Source organism: Aquabacterium sp. (assembly GCF_041909175.1).
In the GTDB taxonomy this organism is placed as follows: Bacteria; Pseudomonadota; Gammaproteobacteria; order Burkholderiales; family Burkholderiaceae_C; genus Aquabacterium.
On record NZ_JAYRDZ010000005.1, the window covers coordinates 258027 to 275059 of the forward strand.

The 17033-nt window shown below is 64.1% G+C and carries 17 protein-coding genes; 11 read left to right on the forward strand and 6 right to left on the reverse strand.

Annotated elements, in window-relative coordinates:
• Positions 1-4 precede the first annotated feature (4 nt).
• Positions 5-1354, reverse strand: a complete 1350-nt coding sequence (gene hemA / locus ACE3PH_RS09595; RefSeq protein WP_374318275.1) for a glutamyl-tRNA reductase — start codon at positions 1352-1354, stop codon at positions 5-7.
• 125 nt (positions 1355-1479) lie between these two features.
• On the opposite strand from hemA, the gene ACE3PH_RS09600 reads away from it, so the two are divergent.
• Genes ACE3PH_RS09600 through ACE3PH_RS09620 form a run of 5 tightly spaced genes read left to right on the forward strand, consistent with a single transcriptional unit; the run spans position 1480 to position 5499 of the window.
• A complete protein-coding gene (locus ACE3PH_RS09600) occupies positions 1480-1671 on the forward strand; it encodes a hypothetical protein (protein ID WP_374318277.1) in 192 nt (63 codons plus the stop codon).
• Between the two features lie 3 nt (positions 1672-1674).
• The gene (queE, locus tag ACE3PH_RS09605; RefSeq protein WP_374318279.1) at positions 1675-2331 is read left to right on the forward strand and encodes a 7-carboxy-7-deazaguanine synthase; all 657 of its coding nucleotides are present in this window, start codon (positions 1675-1677) and stop codon (positions 2329-2331) included.
• A 12-nt stretch (positions 2332-2343) separates the two neighbouring features.
• Positions 2344-3726 carry an adenosylmethionine--8-amino-7-oxononanoate transaminase gene (bioA, locus tag ACE3PH_RS09610; RefSeq protein WP_374318281.1) on the forward strand — a complete coding sequence of 461 codons (1383 nt, stop codon included), beginning with the start codon at positions 2344-2346 and terminating at the stop codon, positions 3724-3726.
• Between the two features lie 23 nt (positions 3727-3749).
• Entirely contained in the window at positions 3750-4451 is a 702-nt protein-coding gene (gene bioD, locus ACE3PH_RS09615) for a dethiobiotin synthase (RefSeq protein ID WP_374318283.1), read from the forward strand.
• Between the two features lie 16 nt (positions 4452-4467).
• Positions 4468-5499, forward strand: a complete 1032-nt coding sequence (locus ACE3PH_RS09620; RefSeq protein WP_374318285.1) for an NAD(P)H-dependent flavin oxidoreductase — start codon at positions 4468-4470, stop codon at positions 5497-5499.
• A gap of 10 nt (positions 5500-5509) precedes the next feature.
• On the opposite strand, the gene ACE3PH_RS09625 is transcribed toward ACE3PH_RS09620, so the two are convergent.
• Entirely contained in the window at positions 5510-6247 is a 738-nt protein-coding gene (locus tag ACE3PH_RS09625) for a Bax inhibitor-1/YccA family protein (protein ID WP_374318287.1), read from the reverse strand.
• Positions 6248-6370: 123 nt separating this feature from the next.
• On the opposite strand from ACE3PH_RS09625, the gene nhaR reads away from it, so the two are divergent.
• From nhaR to ACE3PH_RS09655, 6 genes are all read left to right on the forward strand, one after another.
• A complete protein-coding gene (gene nhaR / locus ACE3PH_RS09630; protein WP_374318289.1) occupies positions 6371-7276 on the forward strand; it encodes a transcriptional activator NhaR in 906 nt (301 codons plus the stop codon).
• Between the two features lie 39 nt (positions 7277-7315).
• On the forward strand, positions 7316-8557 hold the full coding sequence (gene bioF / locus ACE3PH_RS09635; protein WP_374318291.1) for an 8-amino-7-oxononanoate synthase: 1242 nt from the start codon (positions 7316-7318) through the stop codon (positions 8555-8557).
• A gap of 26 nt (positions 8558-8583) precedes the next feature.
• The gene (locus tag ACE3PH_RS09640) at positions 8584-8850 is read left to right on the forward strand and encodes a DUF4404 family protein (RefSeq protein WP_374318293.1); all 267 of its coding nucleotides are present in this window, start codon (positions 8584-8586) and stop codon (positions 8848-8850) included.
• A 109-nt stretch (positions 8851-8959) separates the two neighbouring features.
• Positions 8960-10585, forward strand: coding sequence for an FAD-binding dehydrogenase (locus ACE3PH_RS09645; protein WP_374318295.1), 1626 nt, complete (start codon positions 8960-8962; stop codon positions 10583-10585).
• Positions 10586-10711: 126 nt separating this feature from the next.
• Positions 10712-12124: a bifunctional enoyl-CoA hydratase/phosphate acetyltransferase gene (locus ACE3PH_RS09650; protein WP_374318298.1), complete on the forward strand. Its 1413-nt coding sequence runs from the start codon at positions 10712-10714 to the stop codon at positions 12122-12124.
• A gap of 15 nt (positions 12125-12139) precedes the next feature.
• Positions 12140-13312, forward strand: coding sequence for an acetate/propionate family kinase (locus tag ACE3PH_RS09655; RefSeq protein ID WP_374318300.1), 1173 nt, complete (start codon positions 12140-12142; stop codon positions 13310-13312).
• On the opposite strand, the gene miaB is transcribed toward ACE3PH_RS09655, so the two are convergent.
• The 4 genes from miaB to ACE3PH_RS09675 all read right to left on the reverse strand — a co-directional run bounded on the left by miaB (position 13313) and on the right by ACE3PH_RS09675 (position 16976).
• Positions 13313-14671: a tRNA (N6-isopentenyl adenosine(37)-C2)-methylthiotransferase MiaB gene (miaB, locus tag ACE3PH_RS09660; RefSeq protein WP_374318302.1), complete on the reverse strand. Its 1359-nt coding sequence runs from the start codon at positions 14669-14671 to the stop codon at positions 13313-13315.
• An 11-nt stretch (positions 14672-14682) separates the two neighbouring features.
• The gene (locus tag ACE3PH_RS09665; protein WP_374318304.1) at positions 14683-15066 is read right to left on the reverse strand and encodes a hypothetical protein; all 384 of its coding nucleotides are present in this window, start codon (positions 15064-15066) and stop codon (positions 14683-14685) included.
• A 79-nt stretch (positions 15067-15145) separates the two neighbouring features.
• Positions 15146-15865 carry an N-acetylmuramate alpha-1-phosphate uridylyltransferase MurU gene (gene murU, locus ACE3PH_RS09670; protein ID WP_374318306.1) on the reverse strand — a complete coding sequence of 240 codons (720 nt, stop codon included), beginning with the start codon at positions 15863-15865 and terminating at the stop codon, positions 15146-15148.
• Positions 15858-16976, reverse strand: a complete 1119-nt coding sequence (locus ACE3PH_RS09675) for an ABC transporter ATP-binding protein (RefSeq protein ID WP_374318308.1) — start codon at positions 16974-16976, stop codon at positions 15858-15860. Before ACE3PH_RS09675 ends, murU begins: the two co-directional genes overlap by 8 nt.
• Positions 16977-17033: the final 57 nt, after the last annotated feature.

Genomic DNA, 17033 nt, shown 5'->3' on the forward strand with positions numbered 1-17033 from the left:
TGGCTCACGCGCGGTCCTTGCCTTTGCCGTCGGTGTATCCCATCAATTGCTGGGCGAGTGACACATCGCCGCGCAGGAACAGCCGGCCCAGCACGGCCGCCACATCCGGGCGGTGGCGCGGGTCCACGCTGTGCAGTTCAGCCATCGCACCGTGCAGCATCTTCTGCGTCAGGGCCTTGGACATGGCTTCCATGACCTGTTCCACCGGCTCGCCTTTGGCCAGCAGCTTGCGCGCACGGGCCATCTCGGTGGTGCGCCAGGCGTCCGCCTGGGCATGCAGGGCCTGGATCAAGGGTACCGTGGTGCGCTGGTCCAGCCAGTGCACAAAGCCTTGCACGCCTGTTTCAATGATGGCCTCGGCCTGGGAAACGGCAGCCTGACGCTTTTCACCTGCTGACTGCACGATGGCGCTCAAGTCGTCCACGGTGTAGAGGTAGACGTCGTCAAGCTGACCGATCTCCTGTTCGATGTCGCGCGGCACAGCCAGATCGACCATGAACATCGGGCGGCGCTTGCGGGCCTTCAGGGCTCGCTCGACGGCCCCCAGGCCGATGATGGGCAGGCTTGATGCCGTACAGGAGACCACCACGTCGAATTCGTGCAGGCGCTCAGGCAGGTCGGCCAAGCGCATGGCCTGGGCCCCCAGGTGGCCTGCCAGCTTTTCACCACGCTCCAGCGTGCGGTTGGCCACGGCCATCATGCGCGGGTTGCGCGCAGCGAAGTGGGTGGCAGTCAGTTCGATCATCTCGCCGGCGCCCACAAACAGCACCCGCGTCTTGCTCAGGTCTTCAAACAGCTGGCTGGCCAGCCGGACGGCGGCAGCCGCCATGCTGATCGAATGGGCGCCGATCTCGGTGGATGTGCGCACTTCCTTGGCCACGGCAAACGAGCGCTGGAACAGCTGGTGCAGGGTGGTGCCCAGCGTGCCAGCCTCATCGGCTTCGCGCACGGCTTGTTTCATCTGACCCAGGATCTGGGGCTCACCCAGCACCATGGAGTCCAGCCCGCTGGCCACGCGGAAAGCGTGTCGAGCAGCTGCGCCGCCCTCGAGCACATAGGTGTGGCGCATCAATTCGTCCTGGCCCACCCCGCCGGTGGAGGCCAGCCAGTCAACCGCAGCGTGCTGCAGCTTGTGGGCGGGGCCACCCAGACCACCGAGCGCGCAGTACAGCTCGGTGCGGTTGCAAGTGGAGAGCAGGGCCACTTCAGACTGATGAAGGGCCTGGTGAGACTGGGTCAGCCGGCCATGCAGGACACGCAGGGCCGGTGCCAGCTGGTCGACGGCGAACGCAAACCGGCCCCGCAAATCAACGGTGGCGGTGGTGTGGTTCAAACCCAGGGTCAAGACGGTCATGGGGCGGAATTATAAAATCTCTGGTTTATTTGTCACAAAGGCCTTGCATGGGCGTGCTGGATCTATTGATTCATCTCACAAACTTCTTTCTTCCAGCCCTGGGTATGGCGGTTTTTTTACCGCTTTTGACCAAGTTGGTGTGGTGGAAGCAACTGCGTGGGGACGTCGTTCGTCGCATGGCGGCGCGTGTGGCGGGCGTCAGTGCCGTGGTGCTCGTGGCGGGCCTGGCTCTGACCGGCCGTGACGGTGCCATGCTGACCTATGCGGCATTGGTGACGATGGCGGCCGTGACCGTCTGGTGGACAGGACTGCGCTGACATATGACCTACAGCGTCAAAGAAATTTTCTATACCCTGCAAGGCGAGGGCACACAGGCCGGACGGCCTGCGGTGTTTTGCCGTTTCGCAGGATGCAATCTCTGGACGGGCCGTGAAGCCGATCGCGCCAGTGCCGTTTGCCGCTTCTGCGACACCGATTTTGTCGGGACCGATGGCCTGGGTGGCGGCAAGTTTGACGGCCCGGATGCCCTGGCGGACGCCATTGCGGCATTCTGGCCAGCGGGGCAGGCGCCAGATCGCCGCTTTGTGGTGATGACCGGCGGCGAGCCCTTGCTGCAGCTCGATACGGCTTTGATCGACGCCTTGCATGCGCGTGGCTTCATGATCGCGGTCGAGACCAATGGCACGGTGGCGGCACCGGCCGGGCTGGACTGGATTTGTGTGAGTCCCAAGGCGGGTTCGACCCTGGTGCAGCGTGAAGGACATGAGCTCAAGGTGGTGGTGCCCCAAGCCGGGTTCGGCCCGGACGAGCTGTTGGCCCTCGATCAACTGCCGTTCGAGCAGTTCCGTGTGCAGGCCATGGACAGTGCCGACCCGAAGGCGCGGCGCGATGCCATGAACTGGGCGGTGCAGTGGTGTCTGGATCACCCACGCTGGATGCTGAGCGTGCAGACCCACAAGAGCCTGGGAATCCGTTGAAAGGTGCATGCCATGAGCTTGGCTGAACGCAGTTGCCAGGCGGTCTGGCACCCTTGCACGCAGATGAAGGTGCATGAGCGCTTTCCGCCGCGCGCCATCGTGTCCGCGCAAGGCCCCTGGTTGGTCGACGAGCAGGGGCATCGCATCCTGGATGCCGTCAGTTCCTGGTGGGTGAACCTGTTCGGGCACGGCTTTGCGCCCATTCGGGACGCCATCACCGACCAGCTCGGCAAGGTCGATCACATCATGCTGGCGGGTTTGACCCACCCGCCGGTGGTCGAGTTGTCCGAACGCCTGTCGGCCCTGACCGGGCTGGGCCACGCCTTCTACGCCAGCGATGGCGCCAGTGCCACCGAGATCGCCCTGAAGATGAGCGCCCATAGCTGGCGCAACCGTGGTCAGCTCGACAAGCACCGCTTCATTGGCTTGCAGGGCGGCTACCACGGTGAGACGGCTGGTGCCCTGTCGGTGACCGACATCCCGCTGTTCAGGGAGGCCTACGGCCCCTTGGTGCGCTTGAGTGCCACCCTGCCGTCGCCCGACCCGCGTTATGCCGCGCCTGGTGTGTCGGCCGAGGCGCATCTGCAGCATTGCATTGATTCGCTGGCCAGCTATCTGGCGGCCCATCACGCTGACACGGCGGCCATCATCCTGGAGCCGCTGGTGCAAGGTGCTGCAGGCATGGGCATGTACAGCCCGGATTACCTGGTGGCGGTGCGCCGCCTGTGCGACCAGTACCAGGTGCACTGGATTGCGGACGAAATTGCCGTGGGTTTTGGTCGAACCGGAACGATGTTTGCGCATCAGCAAGCCATCGGGCCCGGTGGCCAGGCGGTCAAGCCAGACTTCATCTGTCTGAGCAAGGGGCTGACCGGTGGGGTGATGCCGATGTCCACCGTGCTGACCACGGATGCGGTGTATGCCGCCTTCTGGGATGACCGCACGGTGCATGGTTTCCTGCATTCACACTCCTACACGGGCAACCCCCTGGCGTGTCGCGCCGCGCTGGCAGTGCTTGACACCTTTGCAGCACGGGATGCCCAGGGGCAGGATGTGCTGGCCCGCAACCGACAGGCAGCAGCGCACTTCACGGCATTGACGGCGCCACTGCGAGCGCACCCACGGGTGCGTTCCTGGCGCCAGCAGGGCATGATCTGGGCGTGGGACATCGCTACCGACGAGCCCACCTTCGCGGCGCGCTACCACCGCGCAGCCCTGGACGCCGGCCTCTTGCTGCGCCCCATCGGTGCCACTTTGTATGTGATGCCCCCCTATGTGCTGACGCCAGACGACCAGCGCTTCCTGGCTGATGGGCTGGTGCGGGTGCTCGACCAGGTGCTCGCCGAGATCGACACCTTGCCGCACAGCACGGCCCCGGTGGTGCCGGTACCGTGAGGGTGCTTTGAGGAAATGATGACATGACGGCTTACTTCGTGACCGGTACGGATACGGGCATTGGCAAGACCCGCAGCAGCTGCGCCCTGATTCATGCCCTGCGTCTGGCCGGGCATGCCCGGGTGGTTGGCATGAAGCCGGTGGCGGCCGGCTGCGATTGGGTAGAGCCCGAGGACGGGCAGCCAGGCTACTGGCTCAATGAGGATGTGGCGCAATTGCGCGAGGCTTCCAGCCTGCAGGTGCCATCCAGCTTCGACAACCCCTATGCATTGCCTGACGCCATCTCGCCGCATATCGCGGCGCGCCATGCCCGAGAGCACGTGGACCTGGGCCATATTGAAGCGAGCTTCCATGCCCTGCGCCAGCACGCCGATGCCGTGGTGGTGGAGGGGGCGGGCGGCTTCATCGTGCCGTTTTGTGAAGAGCCCGGTGACTGGGCGACCAGCGCCGACCTGGCCTTGCGCCTGGCCCTGCCTGTGATCATGGTGGTGGGGGTACGCCTGGGCTGCATCAACCACGCGTTGCTGACGCAGGAGGCCATTCTGGCGCGCGGCCTCAGGCTGGCGGGCTGGATCGCCAATGTGGTTGACCCGAGCATGCCTGAGCAGGCTGCCAACCTGGTCACTTTGCAGGCGCGCATCCAGGCCCCGTTGCTGGCGCATTGGCCCTGGGACCCTGAAGCCGACCCCGCCGAGCTGGCGCGCAGCCTGCGCCTGCCCGACTGACCCAGCCACCTGACGCATGAAGACCAGACTGACCACCTTGCTCGGTATCGAGCACCCCATCGTGCTGCCAGGCATGACCTACATCGCCGTGCCCGAACTGGTCGCGGCGGTCAGCCAGGCCGGGGGCCTGGGCATCCTGGCTTCTGGCGCCCTGAATCCCGAAGCCTGCCGTCAGGCCATCCGTACCATCCGGTCTTTGACTGACAAGCCTTTTGGTGTGGGCTGCAGCCTGATGATGCCGGGCGCCAGTGAATGCGCCGAAGTGGCGCTGCAAGAGCAGGTGCCGGTCATCAACGTGTCGATGGGCAAGGGCGAATGGGTGGTCGAGCGAGCGCGAACCTATGGTGGCAAGGTGATCACCACGGTGTCCAGTGAAAAGCATGCGCGTTCGGCGATCGAATCCGGTGTCGATGGCCTGATCGTCACAGGCCACGAAGCGGCGGCCCATGGTGGAGCCGTGTCATCCATGGTGCTGATCCCGGCCGTGCGCGACATGACCGATCTGCCCCTCATCGCCGCGGGTGGTTTTGCCGATGGACGAGGGCTGGTGGCAGCGCTGGCGCTGGGCGCCGACGCCGTGGCCATGGGCACCCGGTTCGCCAGCTCGGCGGAAAGCCCGGTGCACCCGGACACGAAGCAGCTGATTCTGGCTAAGGAGGCAGAGGAGACGATCTACTCGCCCAACTTCGATACCTTCCCTTGTCGTGTCATGAAGACGCCGGGAGGTCAGCGCTACACCGCTCGCAAGTTGAGCCCGCCGGTGGCCATCACCCGATCGGTGAAGGCCGCGCGTGAGCTGAACCGACCCTTGAGCGGCCTGGTGCGCGATACCTTGTCGCTGGGCTTGGTCGGGGCGGTGAAAGTGGCCTATTTCGGTGCAGCGACACTGGCCATGCGCAAAGCCATCCACGAGGCGAACCACGTGGATGGCGTGCAGTTGATCGGTCAATCTCAGGGGCTGGTCCACGACGTGGCCAGTGTGGCCGAGATCGTGGACCGGGTGATGGCTCAGGCACGGACCGTGGCGGCCAACGTGTCCGGCCTGTGAGCCATCAGGCTCAATCGTTCGAGTTGCCGCCCATGCCGAACAGGGCGAGCAGGCTGGTGAACAGGTTGTAGACCGTCACGAACAGGCTCAAGGTGGCCAGCACATAGTTGGTTTCGCCACCGTGCACGATGCGGCTGGTTTCCATCAGGATCATGCCGCTCATCAGCATCACGACCATGCCCGACACAGCCAGCGACAGGGCAGGAATCGAGAAGAAGATGGCGCCCAGGCCCAGGCCGACCGCAACCAGCATCCCGATGAACAGGAACTTGCCCATGAAGCTGAAGTCGCGCTTGGTGGTCAGGGCCACCGCGGAGAGGCCGACGAAAGCCAGGGCCGTGCTACCCAGTGCACTGGCTACCACCGAGGTGCCGTTTTGCATCGACAGCACCGCGTTGAGCAGCGGGCCCAGGGTGTAACCCATGAAGCCGGTCAGGGCAAAGAGCGACAGTACGCCTGCGCCGCTGTTGGCCGTCTTGTGCACCAGGAACATCAGGCCGTAGAAGCCGATGAGCGTGAGCAGCAGGCCGGGTGCCGGCAGATGCATGGTCATGGCCACACCTGCCACGCCGGCGCTGAACGCCAGGCTCATGCCCAGCAGGGCATAGGTATTGCGCAGCACGCGGCGGCTGCTGGTGCTGATGCCGGTGGCACCCACTTCGGTGTAGTGAACGTCTTCGATGCCCGCGCCCGGGCCGCGACGGCCCCAAGCCATGGCACGCACGTTGTGGCGAGAGTTGTCAGACATGGTGTGATCCTTCGTCAAAGTCAGAGGGGTGCCGCAGCAAAGCACCACGGCCAATGCAGTCTACGAACTGGCTTGTTTCGTGTAAATTCGATTAAATGACATGAACATTTCGGGAAAACCGATATGAACTACAAGCACCTGCAGTATTTCTGGACCGTGGCTCGCCTGGGGGGCGTGGTCAAGGCGGCCGATCATCTGCATGTCACGCCCCAGACCATCAGCGGCCAGATCCAGTTGCTGGAAGACCATTTCGGGCGGCCGCTCTTCAAAAAGAAGGGGCGTTCGCTGGACTTGACGGAAACCGGCCAGCTCGCCTTCAGCTATGCCGAAGACATCTTCAACCTGGGCTCCGAGCTCGATCAGATCGTGCGCCAGCCGCGCGGGGTGGCCCGGCCGGTGGAGTTGCGCATCGGGGTGGCGGATGCCGTGCCCAAGTTGGTGGTGAGCCGTCTGCTGGAGCCGGTGCTCACAGCCAAGCAGGCGTTCAAGGTGGTGTGCCGGGAGTGGAAGTTCGACAGCCTGCTGGCAGAGCTGGCGGTGCACCGACTGGATCTGGTGCTGTCCGACACGCCCTTGCCGCCGAACCTCAGCGTGAACGCCTTCAACCACCGGCTGGGTGGCTCCAGTGTGGGTTTCTATGCCACGCGAGAGCTTGCGGCGACCTTGTCCGGGTGCTTCCCGCATTGCGTGGACGGAGCGCCCTTGCTGGCACCGGGTGTGGAGTCGGCGCTGGGTGCCAAGCTGGCGCCCTGGCTGGCTCGACACAAGCTGCGTCCGCGGCTGGTGGGCGAGTTTGACGACGGTGCCTTGCTCAACACGCTGGGCCAGCAGGGACATGGCGTATTCATGGCGCCCATGGTGCTGGACGCAGCGGTGCGCCGCATGGGTGACATCACCCTGCTGGGCGAGGCGCCAGATCTGACGGAAGACTTCTTCGTGATCACGGTGGAGCGCCGCATCACCCACCCCGGTGTGGCCGCCATCACCGAGGCAGCACGCCAGGGCTTGTTCGCTGCCTGGAACGAGTGATGCGGTGAGGGGCTGGCGGCAAGCTGGTACCCTTGGCCCATGACTGCACTGTTTGAAAAGGAACTCGCCGAGCGCGAGGCGGCGCACCTGATGCGCCGTCGCCGGCAGGTCGAGCCGCTGGTCCCGCCTGTGGACCTCACGCCGGCAGACGAGCATCTGCGTGGCACCACCTACCTGATTGATGGACAAGCCCGGCTGTCGTTTGGCAGCAATGACTATCTGGGCTTGTCTCAGCATCCTGCACTGATCCAGGCGGCCTGTGATGCGGCCCGGCATTACGGCGTGGGCGCCACTGCGTCACCGCTGGTCTGTGGGCACAGCCCGGCCCACGAGCGCCTGGAGCTGGCGCTGGCTCGCATGGTGGGCCTGCCGCGCGCGCTTTATTTCTATGCGGGCTATGCGGCCAATGTGGGCATCGTGCCTGCGCTGGTCGGCAAGGGCGACGCGGTGTTTTCCGATGCCCTCAACCATGCCTGCCTGATCGATGGCATTCGCCTGTCGCGGGCCGAGCTGAATGTGATGCCGCACGCGGATCTGGCTGCGCTGGAGGCTGCGCTGGCCAGCAGCACGGCGCGACGCAAGCTGGTGGTCACCGATGCGGTGTTCAGCATGGACGGCAATGTGGCCGATGTGCCGGCCCTCATGGCCCTGTGCGAGCGCTACGACGCCTGGCTCATGATCGACGATGCCCATGGCTTCGGCGTGTTGGGTGATCAGGGTGAAGGCACCTTGTCGCATTACCGCATGGCAGGGCGTGACGGGCTGGCGGCCGGGTGGCAAGGTCGCATGGACCGTCTCATCTACATGGCAACGCTGGGCAAGGCGGCGGGCGTATCCGGGGCCTTTGTGGCGGGCGAACCCAGCATGGTCGAGTGGGTGCTGCAAAAGGCCCGTACCTATATGTTTGCCACTGCGGCGCCAGCCATGGTGGCCGAGGCCCTGTGCGCCAGTGTTCAGGTCATGCAGGATGAAGCCTGGCGGCGCGATCATCTGCGCACCTTGCAGGCCACCTTGCGCCGCCGTGTGGACGAGGCCAAACTGCCCTGGACCTTGCTGCCATCCGACACGGCGATCCAGCCGCTGGTGATCGGCAGCAATGAAGATGCGTTGGCTGTCATGGCCCATTTGGATGCCAAGGGCGTCTGGGTGCCGGCCATCAGGCCACCCACGGTACCTGCCGGCACCGCCCGCTTGCGCATATCGTTGTCCTCGGCCCACACGGTCGAGCAGGTTGAAACCTTGTGCGATGCGCTCAAGGACGCCGCAGCTGCGCTGCGCTAGCATCATCACAAAGAGGAGATACAACTATGGACGTCACCAAGCTCAAGACCACCCTGGCCCAGTTGCATGGCGAACTGGCCAGCAGCGGCAAGCTCGACCCGGAACTCAAGACCCTGCTCGAAACACTGGACAAGGACATCCACGAGACCCTGCAATCCGGTGCCAAAGGGGAGGGGGAGTCGGAGCTGACCGATCGCGCTCGCGAAATTGAAAGCCGTTTCGCATCCGAGCACCCCTATCTGTCGGCAGGCCTGCAGGAACTCATGGAGATTCTGGGCAAGATGGGTATCTGATTTCCGGTCAATCGTCGGGCAGCTGATAGTTCTGTAGCTGCCTGGTCGCCACACTGCAAGGCTCAAATGTCCGCGTGATGCGGGCATCGTGTACAGGAAGTTGTGACGAATGGCTCAGACGCAGAACAGCCCCCAAGGGGCGGACACCCTGATCATCGGGGCGGGGATGGCCGGTGTGGTTGCCGCACTGGAATTGCTGATCAAGGGGCAGCGGGTCTGCCTGCTGGATCGGGCGCCGGAATCAGCCATGGGTGGGCTGGCCATGCACGCCTTTGGTGGCATGGCGCTGGTTGACACCCCTTTGCAGCGTCGAGCGGGCATCCGGGATAGCCGCGAGCTGGCGCTGCAGGACTGGCTGAGCTTTGCCGAATTTGGCGCCGAGGATGTCTGGCCTCGACGCTGGGCCGAGCACTACATCGATCGCTGTGTACCCGATGTCTACGAGTGGCTGCGGGGGCACGGCTTGCGCTTCATCCCGGCGGTCCAATGGGTTGAGCGCGGCTGGATGAAGCCCGGCAACTCGGTGCCTCGTTATCACGTCATCTGGGGCTCGTCTCGCCACATGATCACGACGCTGATGGCGGCTTTGAAGCCCTTTCAGTCGAGTGGTCAGCTCACCGTTCGTTTCCGCCACAAGGTCACAGGCCTGCTGCAGGCTGGTGGCCGCATCACCGGCTGCATGGGGGTGGACGAGGCCTCGGGCCAGTCATTCGAGCTCGTGGCTGCGCAGACCGTGGTGGCCACCGGTGGGGTAACGGGTGACCTTGAGCGGGTGCGCCAGCACTGGCCAGCCAAGTGGGGCGCAGCCCCTGCCGAGTTGCTCAATGGCTCTCATCCGGATGCCGATGGCCTGCTCCACGACGAAGTCACGCGGGTCGGTGGCAACGTCACCCATCTGGACCAGATGTGGAACTACGCCGCTGGCGTGGACCATCCTCAGCCGCAGTTTCCTGGACATGGCCTGAGCCTGGTGCCCACCAAGTCGGGCTTGTGGATGGACCCGGACGGCCGGCGCATTGGCCCTGTGCCTTTCGTGACGGCTTTTGATACCCGCGAGATGGTGGCGCACATTTCGCGCAACCAATGGCCCTACACCTGGCAGATCCTCAATCGCCGCATTGCCGACCGCGAGCTGGCCGCATCAGGGGCAGACCACAACCAGATGATCCGTGACCGGCGCATCCTGCCTTTCATCAAGATCCTGCTGACGGGCAACAGTGCATTGGTGGACGAGTTGCTGGGCGCCTGCCCTGACTTCGTGCAGGCCCAGACGCTGCCGGAGCTGGTGAACAAGATGAATGCGCTGGCCGGCAACCAGCGTTTGTCGGCTGATACCCTGGCCGCTGAAATCAAGCCTTACGACGACCAGATCGCGCGCGGTCCGCGTTTCCACAACGATGACCAGCTGCGCCGCATCGCCCACCTGCGCAAGTGGACGGGTGACCGCCTGCGTACCTGCAACTTCCAGCGTGTGCTCGACCCCGGCGCAGGTCCGTTGATCGCCATCCGCTGCCGCATCTTGACGCGCAAGTCGATGGGCGGCATCCAGACCGACCTGAGCAGCCGGGTGCTGGACATGGCCGGACAGCCGATGCCTGGCCTCTACGCCGTGGGCGAGGCGGCCGGTTTTGGCGGGGGCGGCTCAAATGGCGAGGGCTCGCTGGAAGGAACATTCCTGTCCGGCTGCATCCTCACCGGGCGTGCAGCCGCGCGTCACATCACCAGCGCAGCCTGAGGCGCACGGGGGCGTTCGTCACATTCCGTACGGTCATGGACATGACATTATTGCAGTGCAGCATGACTGCGTGCCATGATGTTGGCCAAAGGGCGCCTGTTGGTGCCAAACCAAATGGATGTGACGATGACCCAGGAAGAACTGATCGAAAACGTACCGTTTGACGAGATCCAGATCGGGCAGTCCGCACGCTTGATCCGGACCTTGACTGTTGAGGATGTGCAGTCTTTTGCGGCGGTGTCGGGGGATGTGAACCCGGCTCATTTGGACAAGGCCTATGCCGATGCCACCCGTTTTCATGGCGTGATCGGTCATGGCATGTGGGGGGGCGCGCTGATCTCGTCCGTCCTGGGCACGCAGTTCCCCGGTCCGGGCACCATTTATCTGTCCCAGTCGCTGAAGTTTTTGAAGCCGGTGCACCTGGGTGACACGCTCACGGTTGCGGTCACCGTGTCCCAGATGAACCCCGAGCGCAAGACCGTGGTGCTCGATTGCCAGGTCACCAACCAGAAGCAGGAAGCGGTGATCACGGGCGAAGCGCTGGTGATGGCGCCGACCGAGAAGATCCGCCGGCCGCGTATGGCCTTGCCTGCCATCCACGTGTTCGATCCGGAAAAGCGTTTGCAGGCCTTCCTGGAAACAGCCCAGCGCCCAACGCCTACCCTGTGTGGTGTGGTGCATCCGTGTGAAGGCGAAGCCCTGCGCGCGGTGCTGCGTGCCACCGAGATGGGGCTGATCGAGCCGGTGGTGTTTGCGCCAGAAGCCCGTCTGCGCGCCATTGCCGAAGAAGAAGGGTTGGACCTCAATGGCCTGCGCATCGAGTCGGTCGCGCACAGCCATGCCGCTGCTGAGCAGGCGGCGTTGTGGGCCGCTGATCTGGTGAGCAAGCAGGTGCCAGTCATGATGCTCAAGGGCAGCCTGCACACCGATGAGTTGATGCACGCCCTGATTGCCAACCCGACGCTGCGTACCAAGCGCCGGGCATCGCACATCTTCCGCATGGATGCGCCGATGTACACCAAGCCGCTGCTGATCTCGGATGCGGCGCTCAACATCCAGCCCACGCTGGAGGAGAAGGTCGACATCGTGCAGAACGCGATCGATGCGGCCCATGCGCTGGGCGTCGCCAACCCGAAGGTGGCTTTGCTGTCGGCTGTTGAAACGGTGACGGCCAAGATCGCCTCGACGCTGGATGCCGCAGCCTTGTGCAAGATGGCCGACCGCGGTCAGATCAAGGGTGCCACGCTCGACGGCCCGCTGGCTTTCGATAATTCGATCTCGGTCGAGGCCGCCCGCATCAAGGGCATCGAGTCTCCTGTGGCAGGCGATGCCGACATCCTCATCGTGCCCGATCTGGAGTCGGGCAACATGCTGGCCAAGCAGCTTGAATACCTGGGCGGTGCGGCCTCCTGCGGTGTGGTGCTGGGCCTGCGTGTGCCGGTGGCCCTGACCAGCCGCGCAGATGGTGTCGCTTCCCGCGTGGCATCGGTGGCCTTTGCCCTGCGTGTGGCGGCCTATTACGCCGAACATCAACCCTGATTGCCCTAGCTGCCCATGACTCCTATCGAACATGCTCGCCGGCCCCGCGTGGTCCTGAGCGTCAATTGCGGATCTTCCACCCTGAAGTACGCCGCCTATCCGATCGAGGGTGACGACATCGGTGAAGCGGTGATGACTCAGACCATCGATGGGCTCAAGCTGGATGATGAAGTGGAAGCCGGACAGCCTGGCGACCCTTTCATGAAGGCCTTGCACGAGCTTGAGCGCGCATTGCACGCCGATGGCGAGGTGGACGTGCTGGCGGTCGCTCACCGCATTGTTCACGGGGGCAACCATTTCTTTGAACCGGTTCGGCTCAACGGTCCCATCATGACGGCGCTGGCCCAGCTCAATTCGCTGGCGCCGCTGCACCAGCCGCACAACCTCGATGGGGTGCGGCGGTTCGAGGCCCACTGGCCTGGGGTGCCGCAGATCGGTTGTTTTGATACGGCTTTCCACGCCAAGCTGCCGGAAGTAGAGCAACGTTTTGCCCTGCCCAACGAGTTGTATGAGCAAGGGGTGCGCCGCTTCGGCTTCCATGGCCTGTCGTATGCCTATGTGATGGGGCGGCTCGCAGAGCTGACACCACGGGCTCAGGGCCGTGTGCTGGCCTACCACCTGGGGAACGGGGCCAGTGCCTGTGCCGTGCTGAATGGCCACAGCGTGGCGACCACCATGGGCTTTTCGGCGGTGGACGGCCTGGTGATGGGCACGCGCTGCGGCAACCTCGATCCGGCCGTCATCTTGCATCTGCTCAGCCAGGGCTGGACAGAAGAACGCATCGAGACCCTGGTCTACAAACAGTCGGGTCTCAAGGGCTTGTCGGGCCTCTCATCGGACATGCGTGCCTTGCACCAGAGCGATGCGCCCAGTGCAGCCATGGCCATCGATGTGTTCGTGCACCGTGCCGTGCGCGAGGGCGGTGGGCTGGTGGCCTGCATGGGCGGGGTCGATGCGATTGCGTTCACTGGCGGCATCGGTGAGCACGATGCCATCGTGCGCGAGCGCATCGTGCAGGGCCTGGCACACCTCGGTGTCCAGTTGTCGTCCGAGGCGAACCAGCAATTGCCTTCCAAGGGCGAGGGTCCGATCCACGTGGCCGACAGTCCGGTTGACGTCTGGGTGGTGCCTACCGATGAAGGCCGCATGGCGGCCCGCGGTGCAGCCCGATTGCTCGGGCTGATCTGATCAGCTCAGCTTGAGTTGCGCCCGCAGCGAATGCGGGTATGCCTGCGTGATGTCCACATCAATCAGCTGACCGACGAGGCGGTCACGCAAGGCCTGTGTCGGGCCGGCCGGGAAGTTGACGATGCGGTTGCACTCGGTGCGACCCATCAGCTCGCTCGGGTCCTTGCGGCTGGGGCCTTCCACCAGGATCTTCTGGGTTGTGCCGACCAGGGCTTCGCTGTAGCGCTGCACGTTCGATTCCAGATAGGCCTGCAGCGTCTGCAGACGCTTGAGCTTCACTTCATACGGTGCATCGTCTTGCAGCGAGGCAGCCGGTGTGCCGGGGCGGGCGCTGTAGATGAAGCTGAAGGATGCATCGAACTCGAGGTCGGTGGCCAGCTTCATCAGCTTGTCGAAGTCTTCGTCCGTCTCGCCGGGGAAGCCCACGATGAAGTCGGTTGACAGGCTGATGTTCGGGCGCACGGCGCGCAGCTTGCGGATGGTGCTCTTGTATTCGAGCACCGTGTAGCCGCGCTTCATGGCCATCAGGATGCGGTCGGAACCATGCTGCACGGGCAGGTGCACATGGTTGACCAGCTTGCTGGTCTTGCCATAGACATCGATCAGGCGCTGGCTGAACTCGTTGGGGTGGCTGGTGGTGAAGCGGATGCGCTCGATGCCGGGGATCTCGGCCACGTATTCGAGCAGCATGGCGAAGTCGGCGATCTCGGTGGTGTCGCCCATCTTGCCGCGGTAGCCATTCACGTTCTGGCCCAGCAGGGTGACTTCCTTGACGCCCTGGTCGGCCAGGTCGGCGACTTCGGTCAGCACGTCATCGAAGGGGCGCGAGACCTCTTCGCCGCGGGTGTAGGGCACCACGCAGTAGCTGCAGTACTTCGAGCAGCCTTCCATGATCGACACAAATGCGGAGGCGCCTTCCTTGCGCGGCGGCGGCAGGTGGTCGAACTTTTCGATCTCGGGGAAGCTGATGTCGACCTGCGGGCGCTTTTGCTGCTGGCGCTTTTCCAGCATGGCAGGCAGGCGGTGCAGGGTTTGCGGGCCAAAGACCACGTCCACATAGGGCGCGCGCTCAATGATCGACGCGCCTTCTTGGCTGGCCACGCAACCGCCCACGCCAATCAGCACACCCTTTTCCTTCAGGTGTTTGACGCGGCCCAGGTCGGAAAACACCTTTTCCTGCGCCTTCTCACGGATGGAGCAGGTGTTGAAGAGGATCAGGTCGGCTTCTTCGGGGTTGTCGGTGGGCACATAGCCTTTGGCAGCATTCATGACGTCGGACATCTTGTCCGAGTCGTATTCATTCATCTGGCAGCCATAGGTCTTGATGTAGACCTTCTTTTGCGGGGTATCAACACTCATTTCGGTACGGCTCAGGGCTTGGTCCAGGTCTGGGCAATGGGATCGAAGATCCACTTCGCGGCCTCTTCAGGGGTGCGGGGCCACAGCTTGGCGATTTCTTCGGGGCGGAGGATCCACGCATTGAGCACCAGGCCATATTGCTCGAGCGTGTAGTTCACGACGAGCTTTTGTCCGACCAGGGCACCCGACATGACCACCATCTGCCTCTGATCACGGATGCGCGCACCTGGGGCCAGGTGGGTTGCGTTGCCGTTGAGCAGAATTTCAGGGGGAGCGGTGACGACGATTTCGCCGCGCAGTGCGTTGGCGGGGAAGTTGCGTTGAACCTGGGCGGCCACAATGGCCGGCACAGCCAGGGCCAGGCAGGCCGAGGCCGTCACGAGACAGCGGTTCATGGTGTAGATCCAGGGGCTGTTGAGGGAGCGCCGATTTTAAGGCACCCCTGCCTGTCGGGCCAGCCCTGCAGGTGAAGGATCAGGCCGTTTCGTTGAGTTGTTGCAATCTCTGCGGTGTGCCGACGTCGGTCCAGCGACCCTCATAGAGATGACCACCCAGGCGGCCCGCAGCGATGGCACGGTCCAGGCAGGGCTTCAGGGCAGCGGCCTGGCCGGCTGTCACCGTGGCCACCATGTCAGGGCGATAGAGCCCGATGGTCGAGTAGGTCCAGCTGGGAGTGTCGGCTGGCAGGTCGGCCTTCTGTGCCACACGACCTTGCGGTGTCAGCGCGAAGTCGCCCTTGAGGTTGTGGGCAGGGTTGGACACCAGCCAGAGATGGCCCCAGTCGCTGCTGGCGACAAAACGGTGGGCTGCCTCGGGCGAGAAGTGGAAGTCCGGCACGAACACATCGCCGGCCAGCACCCAGAAGGCATCACCCAGCATGGGCAGAGCCTTGGCGATGCCACCGGCGGTTTCCAGTGCGCCGCCATGGTCGGCGCGTTCGTGCGAGTAACGGATGCGCAGCCCCCAGCGGCTGCCATCTCCCAGTGTGGGTTCGAATTGTTCTTCGAGGTGGGCCGTGTTGATGACCACATCGCGCACACCGTCGCGAGCCAGGGCCGCCAGGTGCCATTCGATGAGCGGCTTGCCCTGCACGGTCAACAGCGGCTTCGGGGTGGTATCGGTCAGGGGTCGCATGCGCTCACCCCGGCCAGCGGCCAGGATCAGGGCAGGCAGGATGGTGGCGGTATCAGGCATGCACGCTTGCAGAAGGGAAGGCAACGACATGATCCAGGCTGAGCCGGATGCCGATGGCTTCACCCAGCGCGTGATCATGGTGCGACGGTACCATGGCCAGCACCTCCTCACCGTTGCTCAGGCGCAGCGTGTAGAGAATCTCGGCGCCGCGAAACGCCTTGTGCCGCACTTCGGCCCGGATGTCGCTGCGGTCGTCGTGCACGACGTCATCAGGACGCAACAGCAGGTCAATGGGGGTGCCGGGCGGCAGGGTGATCGTGTCGGTGGTTCGCACCTCGCAGGCGTCGGGGTCCTGCTGGCTCAAGGGCATGCGCAACTGATGCGGGCCCATGACCGTGGCCTTGACGAAGGCGCCTTGCCCGATGAAATTGGCCACGCGCTGGTTGGCCGGCTGGTGGTACAGACCATAGGCGGTGCCCCATTGCTGCAGCACACCGTCTGCCAGCACGCCAATGGCATCGGCCATCGCGAAGGCTTCATGCTGGTCGTGGGTGACCAGGATGGCCGTGGTCTGCGTGCGCTTGAGGATCTCGCGCACTTCACCGGCCAGATGCTCGCGCAGGCTCACATCCAGATTCGAAAATGGTTCGTCGAGCAGCACCAGGCTGGGAGCGGGGGCCAGGGCGCGGGCCAGGGCCACGCGTTGTTGCTGCCCACCCGACAGCTCATGCGGATAGCGCTGACCAGCCTGATCCAGGCCGACGAGTTTCAGCATCTCGGCCACGCGCTCGCTGGCTTGCGGGCGGCCCTTGATGCCGAATCCCACGTTGTCCGCGACTGTGAGGTGGGGGAAGAGCGCGTAGTCCTGGAACACCATGCCGATGCGGCGCTTTTCCGGCGGCGTGATGCGGCCGGGGGCGCTCACCACCTGACCATCCAGCGCAATCGTGCCTGCCGTGACCGGCTCGAAGCCCGCAATCGCACGCAGCGCGGTGGTCTTGCCGCAGCCCGAGGGGCCGAGCAGGCAGCCGATGGCACCGCGCGGCAACTGGAAGCTGATGTCATCCAGCACCTTGCGGGCACCGTAGCTCAGGCTCACGTGTTCCACCGTCAACCAAGGTGCGGCGAGGTCCAGTGTGGACGACAAAGTCGGGGTGGATTGACCGGACATGGCTCGAAAAATGGTGTGATGGGTTTGAAATGAGGATAATTCTCAGTACGAATTATG